The 14,098-nt window shown below is 68.1% G+C and carries 4 protein-coding genes; all 4 read left to right on the top strand.

Annotation, left to right across the window (positions count from 1 at the left end; translation table 11 throughout):
• The first annotated feature begins 59 nt into the window (after positions 1–59).
• The 4 genes from WME73_RS38670 (at position 60) to WME73_RS38655 (ending at position 13,866) form a co-directional block, all read left to right on the top strand.
• Positions 60–10,610 carry a SpvB/TcaC N-terminal domain-containing protein gene (locus tag WME73_RS38670; RefSeq protein ID WP_437912848.1) on the top strand — a complete coding sequence of 3,517 codons (10,551 nt, stop codon included), beginning with the start codon at positions 60–62 and terminating at the stop codon, positions 10,608–10,610.
• Positions 10,611–10,674: 64 nt separating this feature from the next.
• Positions 10,675–11,181, top strand: coding sequence for a hypothetical protein (locus tag WME73_RS38665; RefSeq protein ID WP_437912847.1), 507 nt, complete (start codon positions 10,675–10,677; stop codon positions 11,179–11,181).
• A 5-nt stretch (positions 11,182–11,186) separates the two neighbouring features.
• Complete coding sequence (locus WME73_RS38660) at positions 11,187–13,376, top strand: RHS repeat domain-containing protein (RefSeq protein WP_437912846.1); 2,190 nt, start codon at positions 11,187–11,189, stop codon at positions 13,374–13,376.
• 37 nt (positions 13,377–13,413) lie between these two features.
• Positions 13,414–13,866, top strand: a complete 453-nt coding sequence (locus tag WME73_RS38655) for a hypothetical protein (RefSeq protein ID WP_437912845.1) — start codon at positions 13,414–13,416, stop codon at positions 13,864–13,866.
• The last annotated feature ends 232 nt before the right edge of the window (positions 13,867–14,098 follow it).

The following is a 14,098-nucleotide window of genomic DNA, read 5'->3' as shown; positions in this document are numbered from 1 at the left end:
TGAGCGCGCCCCTCGGTGCGTGGGCTCAAGCGTTGACGTTGCGCCGGATAGGCGATCCCTTGCGCGCGCGGCTCACCGGCGCTCGCGGCGGCGCCGAGCTCGCGGCAGCGCTCGCCGGGGACGCCGCCGTGCTCGCGAGCGCGGCAGACCCCGCCGGCGGCCCCGGCGGCCTCGCCGTGGTCCCGATGGTGGCCTTGCCAGCGGACGTTCGCGCCGATGGCGCCGGCCCGGGGGCGGACCCGTGGGTCCTGTTCGACGGCCGCGGCGATACGGGGCTTCGCAGCGAGACCGGGGAGAAGGTGCGGATCCGGGTCTCGTTTCCGCAGCCGACCGCGCTCGAGGCGCTCTCGCTGTACGGGCGCAGCGAGGGCGCGCTCACGGTCCGTGCGGAGGACGGCGCAGAGCTTCAGGCCGTCTCCGGCCTCGTCGACGTGCCGCTCCACGACACGGGCGAGCGCTGGACGCGCCTTCCCATGGCGGTCACGGCCCAGCACGTCGTCGTCGAGTGGCTCCCTTCGGGCGAGCGCGGGCCGCAGGAGATCCTGTTCTGGACCGCCGGCGCGCCCACGCGCGGCCTCTCGGAGGTGGAGCTCGCCGATCGCGTGCTCGCGGGGCGGCTCGCCGGGGCTTACCAGTTCGCTGCGACGTCCGAGCGGGCCACCGTGACGCGCACGGGCGGCGAGCAATCGCTGTCGCTCCACGTGGACACCGATCCACGGGCGCTCGCGCGCGCGTTCCTCGTCTACCAGCTGGAGGGCCGCGGGCACTGGTCGAGCGTGAGCCGGCAGATCAACGGCACGGCGCCGCGCGGCGGCTCCCCGGCGGCAGCGCCGGCGACCGGAGGTCTGCAAGTCGAGGAGATCGCGCCCGCGTGGCTGAGGCGCGGCGAGAACGTGGTGCGGTTCCGGCCCTCCGCGGAGCAGGAGCACGGATTCACCGTGAGCGCGCTCCGGGTGGTCGGGATCCCGCACGCCGGTGTGATCGAGGCGCGCTCCGCTGCCGAGGCGCGCGCCCGGCCGGCCGGCGGCGAGCGCGCGCCTCGCACGGAGGCGCTGAGCCTCGATTTCGGCGCGCGTGTGGCGCCGCACGCGCTCCTCTTCCAGCTGACCAGCGCGGGCGCCGGGGAGCTCCAGATCGCGCCCAGCGAAGGAGCGGAGGGGCTTCGCTTCGACCTGAAAGACCTGCCGCCGGGCTGGCACCGGTTCGATCTACCGGAGTCAGCGACATGGCCGGGGGCGGCCTCCGTGCAGATCGCGCGGGCGAAGGGGAGCCACGCCGAGGTGTCGGACGTGGCCGTGGTGGCGAGCCCCATCCCGTCCCGCGCGCGGCGGATCTCACTGAGCACGCCGCTGCATGGCGAGTGCGCCGAGGGAAGAGCCCATGTGCGCGGGTTCCTCGATCTGGCCGGCGAAGACGCGTCGCGAGCACGGCTGTTCGCCGGCGCGGAGCCGGTTGCGCTGGGCGACGACGGCAGCTTCGAGCTCACGCTCCCGGAGCCCGAGGGGGCGAGTCACCGGACGTGGACGGCGCGCCTCGAGGCGCGGCTCGAGGACGGCACGCGCCTCGGTCGCGAGCTAGAGCTCGGTCCGTGCGCCGCGGGCGCCGCGCCGAGCGGGCTCGTCGTGGACCACGGCGCGCCCTATGGCGCGGTGGTGAGCCCGGACAAGGGCGCGGTGCTCTCGTTCGCGGGCGCCACGCTCGATATCCCGCCTGACGCGCTGGAAGAGACGACGCGCATCACGATCCGCCCGCTGATGCCCGTCCAGGTGCAGCCGATGGGGCGCGCGATGCGCAATGTGACGCCCGAGGGGCGCGCGTTCCGCTTTGGGCCGCACGGGCTCAAGTTCAGGAAGCCCGTGAAGCTGACGTTGCCTGTCGACGCCGCGGCGATCCCGAGCGGCGCCAGGGCCAGGGAGATCTTCGGCTTCTACTTCGACGAGGCGGTCCAGCGATGGACGAAGCTCGGGCGTGTCGAGGAAGGCGGGGCCCGGGAGCTCACGAGCTTGACGGACCACTTCACCGATTTCGTCAACGCGGCGATCTCCATGCCGGATCAGCCGGGGGCGCAGTCGTTCGATCCCAACGCGATGAAGGGGATCCAGCTCGCGAGCCCGTCCGCGGGCGTGTCGTTCATCGAGCCGCCGGAGGCGAACGGCCAGGGCACGGCGCAGCTGTCGTTCCCGATCGAGGTGCCGCCGGGCAGGCACGGCATCGCGCCGGATCTGGCGGTCACGTACGAGAGCGAGCTGGGCAATGGCTGGCTCGGCGTGGGGTGGGATCTGCGCTTCTCGGCGATCGAGATCGACACGCGGTTCGGCGTGCCGCGGTACACGGGCGACGAGCTCTACACGCTCGACGGCCAGATGCTGCGGGCCATCCCCGATCAGCCGGGCAGGTACGAGCGGCGCGTCGAGGGCGCGTTCGATCGCATCGAGCGCCTCGGGGCCGATCCCGGGAGCTTTCACTGGGTGGTCACCGACAAGGACGGCACCCGGTATACCTACGGCGAGAGCGCGGGCGCGCGCCTTGCGGACCGGTCTGGCGAGGCCGGGATCTTCCGCTGGAACCTGGAGCGGGTGGAAGACACGTTCGGCAACCGGATGCGGATCTCGTACTTCGAGGACGCGCCCGAGGGCGAGGACTGGGTGCAGCTCTATCCGCAGCGGATCGATTACACGGAGCACACGAGCGGCGTCCCCGGAGCGCACTATCACGTGGTCTTCTCCGTGGACGACGGAGCGCAGCGGAGAGACGTCGTGAGCTCGGCGCGCACCGGCTTCGAGGTGCGGACGACGCGGAGGCTCACGCGCGTCGACGTGACCATGGGCCAGGCGCCCGATGCCGAGGAGATCATCCGGAGCTATCATTTCGCGTACGACGCGCCGGACCCGCGGCACCATCACAAGTCGCTGTTGAAGAGCATCGCTGTCCACGGAAACGGCGGTGAGGAGCCGCTCTACGAGCACAGCTTCGAGTACTTCAGCCTCCAGCAAGAGGGCGGCGAGCTCCAGGTGTTCTCGGCGCCGACCGAGTGGAGCCGCCCTGCGGAAGGGCGCGATGGCCTCGGGGCCACGAGCTCGGTCGAAGGGGGGCTCAGCGCGTTCGTCGGCGTGGGGCCGACGGTGTGTGATCCGCACGTTGGGCTGGGGGTCTCCGTCTCGTTCGGGGCGGACGACGAGGACGTCGCGTTCACGGACATCAACGGCGACGGGCTCCCGGATTTCGTGGGCAGCAACGGCGTCTGGCTGAACTCGCTCCCGGATCGGTCGAGCGGAAACGCGTTCTCGCCGGAGAGCGTGGGCAGCACGCACCAGATCACGGCCGGCCTGCAGGGGGCGATGCACCTGTTCCAGGAGCTCGGAGGTCTTGGTCTCAACCGCGCCTGGAGCACCGCGACCGCGCAGAGCCTGCTGCTCGACATCAACGGGGATGGCTTCCCGGAGCTGCTGGATGGGAGCGGGGCGACGCTGAACCCGAACAACGCGCGGCTGGGGCCGGGCGCCCGCGGCGCCGGGTTCACGATCGACGAGGATTTCAGCGATGGCGAGCAGGTCGAGGCGCTCCGCAACGCGTTCTACCGGACCAGCGCGCTGGTGAAATGGACGCCGCCGATCGACGGTATCGTCGTCATCGACGGGGGCGTGTCGCTGGCCGGGGGCGGCGCGGGAGACGGGGTGATGGCGTCGATCACGAAGACGACGCCGGCGCCGCGGGCGAGTGACAAGTTCCACCGCGACCACCAGCCGCTCTGGCAGAGGGACATCGGGCCGAGCGATGCTGCGTGTGTCCCCGAGGGCGACGGGGGGTGCGGGAGCGGCGTCCGCGTCCGCGTCCGTCCGACGGATGCGCTCTTTTTCCGCGTGGACCCGAAGGAGGACATCGAGGGCGACATCACGCGCTGGAACCCGCGCATCCGCTATGCGGAGCTCTGCCTGTCGGACTCCTGCCGGCCGTTGCTTCCGCGCGAAATAGGGCGCCCCGACGCGCTCAGGCGTCCGATGTATACCTATACCTTCGCGGACGACTTCTCCGTGCTCGACCGGAGCGTGCCGGGCTGGGCCGCGGGGGCGGACGGGCAGGTCACGGTGCAGGCGAGCTTCGTCCGGACCGACGCGCTCGATGCGTTCGATGTGCGGCTCGTGCGCCAGGACGTCGACTCGGGGCAGAGCGTCGAGCTCCATCGGACCAGGGTGTCGGGCGCGCAGCTCAGCACCGAGATCGCGTGGCCGGTGTCCGTGCTCCAGGGCGACCTCCTGTTCCTGTATGCCGAGCTCGGCGAGAACGTGGTCCACCCGTCGCGCGTGCAGTACCAGGGGTTTGCCCGGTACACCGAGGTGTGCGGCCACGACGCGGATCCGGGGAGCTGCCGCGCCGTAGGGGAGTGCGCGCCCAGGTCCGGTGCTCCGTCCGGAAAGAGGGTTTGCGGGCTCGAAGCGTTGCCCGGCGACGGCGGGCCGATCTCGGTGCCCGAGGAGTCGATCCTGGCGCCCGTGCAGCTGAGCGACAGCACGACCGGCGGGACGGCGCTCTCGCTGTCGCGGGTGGCCATGCCCGAGAGCGGGCCGGTCAGCCTGCTCGGCTCCGCCTCGAAGCAAGAGACGGAGGGGCCGGTGACCCTGCGGGTGGATCGCGGGAGCGAGCGGCTGTTCCGGGAGCTGCTCGGAGCGGAGGCGATCTCGCCGGCCAGGAGCGTGCCTGGCCCGAGCGATCCGGTGGTGTTCCCGGTGACGGAGGGCGAGGAGCTCGCCTTCACGAAGTTCTTCGAGAGCGCAGCGGACATGGACACATCGCTGTCGGATCCCGGAGCGTCGGTGTCGTGGCTCCCGCAGCTCGTGTTCAACGAGACGGGGACGGTGCTGGACGTGCCCGCGGTGAACGCTCGAGCGATCCCGGATGGGAAGCTGGAAGCCCGCATGGTGGGCGGGTTCCGCGGCTTCAGCTATGGCGAGTGGACGACGGAGTACCCGTTCGACGAGAACCAGCTCCGCCGGAGGCCGGAGGCGAACAGGCCGCCTTACTTCACGCGCGTCGAGCCGCACTGGGAGGGGTACCACGCGAGCTGGTCGCCCGGGGACGCCGGGTTCCCTCTCGTGGGCAGCGTCAGCGGCCCGGTGTTCCGGGGGTCGGGCGCGGACATGTACATCCGGGCCGGGGAGCTCAAGCCGTCGCGCGTCGGCGGCGTCCGGCCGGAGGACGTGGCCAATGTCCCCGGGCTGAGGAAGAGCCACAACGGCTCGGGCTCGGCGGAGCTCGCGCTCATCGGGTCGTTCCAGGTGACGACCGGGACCACCGAGTCGAAGCTGGAGCTCGTCGATGTCAACGGCGATGGGCGGCCCGATGCCGTCACGCAGGGCGGCGTGCGCATCCAGACGTGCGGCAGCGGCGGCCGGTGCGACGGGCAGCAGCCGGGGCAGTATGGCGCCCTGACCGTCGGTGGGCCGGGGGACATCCGGGTCATCGAGACCATGAGCGCGCGGTTCGGGTTCGGCTTCGGATCCGCGGCGTCGGCGGTCGCTGAGAAGATCGAGGCGAGCGCCGAGACCAAGGAGGTGCTCAGCGTGCTGCCCTCGCTCGGCAAGAGCTGGGGCACGTCGCAGACGACGAAGGACCTGCTCGACGTGAACGGCGATGGGCTTCCGGACAAGGTGAGGAGCGCGGGTGGCGTGCTCCATGTGCAGCTGAACCTCGGCTACCGCTTCGGGGACGAGCGCGCCTGGGCGGCGATCGATCCGAGCGGCGATCCGTTCGAGCCGCTGCCGGAGGTCGACGGGGATCCGCTGACCGCGCTGAGCCGGGTCTGGTCTCCGGAGCAGCTCAAGACGGTGCGGGTGCAGGACAACACGACGAACAGCCTGCAGGTGGGTTATGCGGGGATCGGCGGCGGCATCGCGCACACGGTGAGCCGGACGCTCGTCGACTTCGTGGACCTGAACGGCGACAGGCTGCCCGACCGGGTGATCAAGCAGCCTGGACAGGGCTATTACCGGGTCCGGCTCAACCTCGGTGACCGCTTCGGGCCCGAGGAGAGGTGGAGCGCGCCGGCGGTGAGCGGCGGGCTGCCGTGGGGGGTCGTGCTGGAGAAGGAGTTCACGAAGGAGATCAACGGCAGCAATGACGCGCTGTCGTTCTCGGAGACGACGGCGTTCAACGCGGGGTATGGCGTGCCGATCAAGATCCCGACGCCGTACGTGTGCATCGTGCTCGAGATCGCGGCGCAGCTCGGCTTGAGCGACGGGCGGAGCGAGCTCGCATGGGAGGACCTGGACGGCGACGGGACGGCGGATCACGTGCTGAAGCTGGGCGAGGGGATGCTGCGCGAGAGCGACACGGCGCTGCGGGCGCGGCTGAACCTGACGGGCAAGACCAACCGGCTGTCGCGCGTGGTGCGTCCGCTAGGCGGCAGCATCCGGCTGGACTATGCGCGTGAGGGCAACAAGGTGGCGTATGCGAGCAGCCCGGACGAGCTGAGCGTGGACATGCCCCGCAGCAAGTGGGTGCTGTCGCGGGTGGAGGTGGAGGACGGGATGGGCACGCCCGCCTACGTGCACACGTTCGATTACCACCAGAGCGGGTTCTACGACCGGGCGGAGCGCGAGGACTACGGCTTCGCGCAGGTGACGGCGACGCGGGAGGACGGCTCGCAGATCGTGACGCGGTACCACAATCAGGACTATTACCGGCGCGGGCTCGTGGCCGAGGTGATCGAGCAGGACGCCGAGGGGCGGCTGTTCAGCCGGCAAGAGGTGGTGTACCGGGCGCCCGGGGCGCAGCCGGCGCTGACGGGCTCGTTCTTCCCCAGGGAAGAGCTGCGGACGATGTCGTGGTACGAGGGCAAGACGACGGACCCGAGCGCGCCCGGCAAGCAGACGAGCGAGGAGCGGGACTGGGACGACCGCGGCAACCTCATCGAGGTGATCGAGCACGGCGAGCCAGGCACGCCGGAGGACGACGTCACGACCACGATCCATCACGTGACGTACGACGGACCGCACATCGTGCGGGCGGACAGCGTCGAGGTGCGCGACAGCGCGGGGACGCTGCTGCGCGAGCGCACCGCCGGGTACAACGAGGTGACCGGAGCGGTGGAGTGGATCACGAGCACGGTGATCGGCGGCAAGGATCCGGCGACGGGCGCGCCGTACACGGGAGACGCGTCGACGAATCCAAGATGGGAGTTCACGCACGACGCGTACGGCAACCTGGAGCGGGCGATCGAGCCGCGGGGCTTCATGCTGACGTACGAGTACGACGATGTGGCGGAGACGTACCTCTCCCGGGTGGACGACTCGTTCGGTTACTTCTCGGAGACGTGGTCGGACTACCGCTACGGCGCGGTGAGCGCGGTGCGGGACGTCAACGGCCATGAGGTCCACTACGACTTCGACGCGTTCGGGCGGCTGCGGGCGGTGTTCGGTCCGGACGACCCGCTGACGGCGGCGGAGGCGACGATCGCGTTCGAGTATGCGCTCCAGCCGGGGGAGAGCGTCGCCATGCCGGCGTGGGCGCGGACGCGGCACAAGGACGTGCAGCACCCGGGGGATCCGATCGACACGGTGACGTTCGTCGACGGGCTGGACCGGGTGATCCAGACGAAGAAGGACCTGGAGAAGGATTTAGGGACCGGGGGCGCCCCGGTCGTGGGCATGAGCGTGAGCGGCCGGGTGGTGCTGGACGAGCGGGGCCGCGTCTGGCAGCAGGGGCAGCCGGTGTTCGCGACGGGCGAGGCGACGGCGTTCGTGGACGTGGCGCTGAAGCACCCGACGACGTTCGAGTACGACGTGCTCTCGCGCGTCGTCGAGCGAAGGGAGCCGGACGAGGAGGCCGAGGCCGGCGAGGCGGTGACGACGACGAGCTACGATATCGACGAGCTCGATGGCGTGGCGATGTTCGTGGCGACGGAGGTCGACCCGAAGGGGAAGGTGCGCAAGGCGTACCAGGACGTGGACAACGCGATCGTGGCGGTCGAGGAGCGCAATCGGCTGCGCGGGTCGGAGGCGTGGACCACCCTGATGACGCGGTACGGGTACAACGCGGTCGACGAGCTCGTGCGGGTGATGGACACGCGCGGGAACGTGACGACGGCGGCGTACGACACGCTGGGGCGGATGGTGACGCTGACGAGCCCGGACATGGGGCGCACGGAGTGGCGTTACGACCGGTCGGGCAACGTCGGGGCGCGGCAGACGGCGAAGCTCTTGGCGGAAGGCGCGAGCAAGCTGATCCGGTACGAGTACGACTTCAACCGACTCACGCGGGTGAACTACCCGGACTCGACGGATGTGACGTATGTGTACGGCGCGCCGGGCGAGGCGGGCGACGAGCACGGCAACCGGGCCGGGCGGCTGGTGGAGGAGCAGAGCGAGGCGGGGAAGAGGACGTTCTGGTATGACCGGCTGGGGAACGTGGCGAAGCTGACGACGGAGTTCCCGCGGCTGAGGGAGCCGCACCGGGGGCCGTACCAGGCGACGATGGAGTACGACTTCGACGCGTTCGGGCGGCTGCTGTCGCTGAAGTTCCCTGGCTCCGGTGCGGAGGTGGTGACGTATGGCTACGACCGAGGGGGCCTTGTGCGGTCGGCGGTGGGAACGAACACGCAGATCAACCCGCAGCACCCGGACGAGCCGCCGGTGACGCAGTACCTGCTGCACATCGGGTACGACGAGTTCGAGCAGCGGGTGAGGGTGGTGCACGGCAACGGGATCGCGACCACGTACAGGTATTACGAGAAGTCGCGGCGGCTTCAGGAGATCAACGCGGACCACCGCGACAGGTACCTCGTGGAGCGCGGGCGGCCGGCGAGGGCGTTCCAGCGGATGCGGTACGAGTACGACGTGGCGGGCAACCTGGAGCGGGTGCGGAACGAGGTGCCGTACGAGCAGGACATGCCGGGCTCGGTGCTGGTGGGGCCGACGACGCACGACTACGGGTACGACGATCTGTACCAGCTGATCTCGGCGAGCGGGACGTACCAGGACCGGAGAGACTGGCAGTACCGGTACCGGCTGTCGTTCGCGTACGACGAGATTGGCAACATCCTGACGAAGGACCAGGCGAGCTACCGGTACGTGCCGCAAACGTGCCCCACGCCGGGTGGGTGCGACGGATGGCGGGAGGACCATGCGATCCGGGAGCAGACGTACCGGTCGGAGTACCGGTACACGGGGCCGCAGCCGCACGCGCCGAGGCAGATCGACGAGCAGCTCGTGGCGGAGTCGGCCCCGTGGTCGCGGGTGATCAGCTACGACGCGAGCGGCAACCAGACGGGCTGGACGTACCCTGGCTCGGGCACGCGTGCGACGGAGTGGAACGAGGAGAACCGCGTCAGCCGGGTGAGCCAGAACCAGCAGTTGAAGTCGCGGATGCTGTACGACGGCGACGGCGAGCGGCGGGTGCACCTGCACCACGTGAGCGGCGAGGAGGAGACGGCGTACCACGACCAGCACCTGACGCTGCGGGACGGGCGGTTCGTCACCAAGCACATCTACGCGGGGCAGACGCGGATAGCGAGCAAGATGGATCCGGACTGGTTCCGTGACCCGCCGACGCTGTACTACCACCCGGACCACCTGGGCAGCACGAGCTTCGCGTCGAACAACGAGCAGACGCTGACGCAGCGGGACGAGTACTTCCCGAGCGGGGAGCTGTGGATCGACGCGTCGGACTCGCGGTACGAGCTGAGGCGAGCGTACGTGTTCACGGGGAAGGAGCTCGACCAGGCGACGGGGCTGTACTACTTCGGGGCGCGGTACTACGACCCGAGGAGCAGTGTGTGGCTGAGCCCGGATCCGATCCTGGATGAGTACATGGACGGAGGGCCGAGCGGAGGGGTGTTCAACCCGGGGAACCTCGGGCTGTACAGCTACACGCTGAACAACCCGGTGAACCTCGTCGACCCGGATGGGCGGAGCGCGCAAGGGGCGCACCGGAACTTCCCTCCCGGGGCCAATGGTTGCCGGCACCCGAGCTGCTTCAACGGGCCGGCGGGGCAAAAGTTCCATCAGGAGCAGATGCTGCAGCGGATGAACGCTGGCGCTGCGGCGGCGGGTCGCACGTCTCGCGGTATCGGGGACGGCATGCGCCGGCTGCTGTTCAGGTTCGTCATGCAGCAGCAGACTGCTCGGCCGACGGCGCAGCCAGCCGCCGCGCCCGCGCAGCCGCCGCAGGCCGCACAGCCGGCGAAAGCGGCGCAGCCTGCGCCGGCGGCGAAGACGGCGCAATCGACGAAGTCCGCGGGTGCCAGTGCTTCGACGGAATCTCGGCAAGCCTCCAGTGTGAAGCTTGTAGACAAGGCAAGAGCTGCACGTGACGGGAAGGCCGCGCAGGTTGGAGACCTGCGCTCACCTGCCCGGCCGGCGGCAGTCACCGGCGGGTACAATAAAGAAACGGGAAAAGTCGCAGTAGGATGCTCAGGAGGCGGCCTCTGCGCCGAACAGCGTGTTGTCGAGGCACTTGGAAAAGATCCAGGCAAAGTGCAATTCACGGAAGCTGTGCGTCCACGCCCTGGCGGAGCTCCATACAAGCAGGTTCCAGTATGTACAAATTGTGAAGCTCGATATGGTCGCGGCGCGTTTCCACCGGGAACCCAATTCAAGAGTGATCAAGGTAAATGACATGATATGGGAAATCGAGCGCTATGATTGGTCAAATCTACGTGCTGAAGGTAGTGCATCTCAGATGCCGCTTGCCCTGCGAGAGCTTCAGCTTGCCGTCACGGAGTCGGAGGCGCTAGCTGCATACTGGAAGATCGATAACACGATTGTCGTGCAGGGACAGGTCTACCAGGCAGCCCTTGCTGCTGTGCCATGCTTGTTAGGTGTTCTTCTGCGATGCACTGAGGTTGCTCGTCGGCATGTGTTGGAGCTCCTCGTTCAAATCGGTAGCGGAGAAGCAGCGGCGCGCGAGATCGAGCTTGGTGAGGTGGATATTGTGCAACGATGTCAGCGAGAAATCGCTAGGGGCTTGCCGATCTATGTCGATATAATCGAGCGTGCGGTAGATGCTGACGAGTGCGCGTTTTGTGTTGATCTTTTAGGCCTCTCGTGTAGGGCTGATCGTGGCCTTCGAGAGAGGGTATTGTGGTACTTCGAGCGGGTCCGTGTTGCCGCTTCGTTCGAGGGAGTACAGAGACTGCTCTCTAGCTGGCTGGAGGAGCTAAATGCGAAGTGCGTCCATTCTGACTGACTTCGATGTTGGCCGATCGATTGCTCTCCGATGGGCGAGGTGATGACTTCGACGGGTCCGGGCGGCTGCTGTCGCTGAAGTTCCCTGGCTCCGGTGCGGAGGTGGTGACGTACGGCTACGACCGAGGGGGCCTGGCCCGGTCGGCGGTGGGAACGAACACGCAGACGAACCCGCAGCACCCGGACGAGCCTGCGGTGACACAGTACCTGCAGCACATCGGGTACGACGAGCTCGAGCAGCGGGTGAGGGTGGCGCACGGCAACGGGATCGCGCCCACGTACAGGTATTACGAGAAGTCGCGGCGGCTTCGGGAGAGCAACGCGGACCACCGCGACAGGTACCTCGTGGAGCGCGGGCGGCCGTCGAGGGCGTCCCAGCGGATGCGGTACGAGTACGACGTGGCGGGCAACCTGGAGCGCGTGCGGAACGAGGTGCCGTACGAGCAGGACATGCCGGGCTCGGTGCTGGTGGGGCCGACGACGCAGGAGTACGGGTACGACGATCTGTACCAGCTGATCTTGGCGCGCGGGACGTACCAGGACCGGAGAGACTGGCAGTACCGGTACCGGCTGTCGTTCTCGTACGACGAGATTGGCAACATCCTGACCAAGGACCAGGCGAGCTACCGGTACGTGCCGCGAACGTGCCCCGAGCCGGTTCCGGCTGGGTGCGACGGGTGGCGCGAGGATCATGCGATCCAGGAGCAGACGTACCGGTCGGAGTACCGGTACACGGGCCCGCAGCCGCACGCGCCGAGGCGCATTGAGGAGCACCTCGTGGCGGAGTCGATGCCGTGGCCGCGGGTCATCAGTTACGATGCGAGCGGCAACCAGACGGGCTGGGCTTACCCTGGCTCGGGCACGCGTGCGACGGAGTGGAACGAGGAGAACCGCGTCAGCCGGGTGAGCCAGAACCAGCAGTTGAAGTCGCGGATGCTGTACGACGGCGACGGCGAGCGGCGGGTGCACCTGCACCACGTGAGCGGCGAGGAGGAGACGGCGTACCACGACCAGCACCTGACGCTGCGGGACGGGCGGTTCGTCACCAAGCACATCTATGCGGGGCAGACGCGGATAGCGAGCAAGATGGATCCGGACTGGTTCCGTGACCCGCCGACGCTGTACTACCACCCGGACCACCTGGGCAGCACGAGCTTCGCGTCGAACAACGAGCAGACGCTGACGCAGCGGGACGAGTACTTCCCGAGCGGGGAGCTATGGATCGACGCGTCGGACTCGCGGTACGAGCTGAGGCGAGCGTACGTGTTCACGGGGAAGGAGCTCGACCAGGCGACGGGGCTCTACTACTTCGGGGCGCGGTACTACGACCCGAGGAGCAGTGTGTGGCTGAGCCCGGATCCGATCCTGGACGAGTACATGGAGGGAGGGACGAGCGGAGGGGTGTTCAACCCGGGGAACCTGGGGCTGTACAGCTACACCCTGAAGAACCCGGTGAACCTGGTCGACCCGGATGGGAGGAGCGCGCAGGGGGCGCATCGGAACTTCCCTCCGGGGGCCAATGGGTGCCGGCACCCGAGCTGCTTCAACGGGCCGGCGGGGCAAAAGTTCCACCAGGAGCAGATGCTGCAGCGGATGAACGCTGGCGCTGCGGCGGCGGGTCGCACGTCTCGCGGTCTCGGGGACGGAATGCGCCGGCTGCTGTTCAGGTTCGTCATGCAGCAGCAGCAGTCTGCTCGGCCGGCGGCGCAGCCTGCGGCCGCGCCCGCGCAAGCGGCGCAGCCAGCGGCTGCGCCAGCGCAACCTGCGGGAGCTCCTCAGGCCGCGAAGCCGTCGGGCCAGGCGCAGAAGGCACCGTCGGCAAAAACCGATGAATCCGGCGGCAAAGCGGTTGCTTCGACTGCTCCTGCGTCACCGACGGCCGGTGGTGGTGCACGAATACAGAATCTCTCCGCGGCGGTACGTGCACGAATCCAGAACGCCGCGAATAGGACTCGTCAGGAAATTAGCGTTGTGGGGAGTCAAGCGAGCGGCAAGGCAAAACCACGGTCGGACTGGGATTATGTCATGTCGGGCAACGCCGCCCAGAGGCACTCCGCGAGGAGCTCGGTTCCGCGTGGTACTTCTGGTGGGGAGACGACGGCCGGAGGTAACTATTCGGGAATCGATGTGTACAAGGGTGTGCCAGATCCAAATCGTCCACATATTACATTCAGGCCTCAACCCAAGGAGAAGTGATATGGTCTTGAAAGTGTGCTCGGACTGGAGGGATCCTATGGACGAAGGTAAGGAGAGGATACACGGCGCCGAACTGTTTCGCTCGATTGTGAGCGAGAAACGTCCAGCGTGGATCGGCGGAATACTCGAAGCGGTCCTTGTTGCGGCGCGGTGGGACTTCTTGGGGTTCGGGCAGAGAATGCTGACCATCTGTCGTGACAGAAGCGCTTGGGGTACGGCAGAAAACCTTTTTCACGAGCTCAGACAGGCCAGCCTGAATTTCGAGATCGAAGGTTCACCTGTCGAGTGTGCGATCGTTGATCTTCTTGAGATTTCGGCGAAGGTCGTATTTAATGCAAGCGGAGCTCGGCCGGGGTTTGATGCGCATGCTGGAGAGCGTGTCCTTTCTCGTGTTTGGCAGATTATGAGATTCATTGATCGATATCCTGGTCGCGAGGAATTGTTGTGTCGAGTGGAGGAGGCCTTGTGGCGAGGGGCTAAGAAGGTGTGATGGGACTGGTTTGTGAGTTCTGTCTGCCTAGATTGCCGAGTTTGAGGCTATTCGGTGGACGGAATGAGTGCGCCTATCGAGATGCCAAGATCGGGCCAGCGATCCATGTCGACCTCTGGGCCGGACAAGGGATCGTCAGAGCATCGGAATCGGCTTCACTAGCAACCAGACCGGCTGGACGTACCGTGGCTCGGACACGCGGGCAACGGACTGGAACGAGGAGAACCGGGTC

The organism is Sorangium sp. So ce302, assembly GCF_051530145.1.
Taxonomy (GTDB): Bacteria; Myxococcota_A; Polyangia; order Polyangiales; family Polyangiaceae; genus Sorangium; species Sorangium cellulosum_B.
This window is presented reverse-complemented; position numbering and strand designations above follow the sequence as displayed.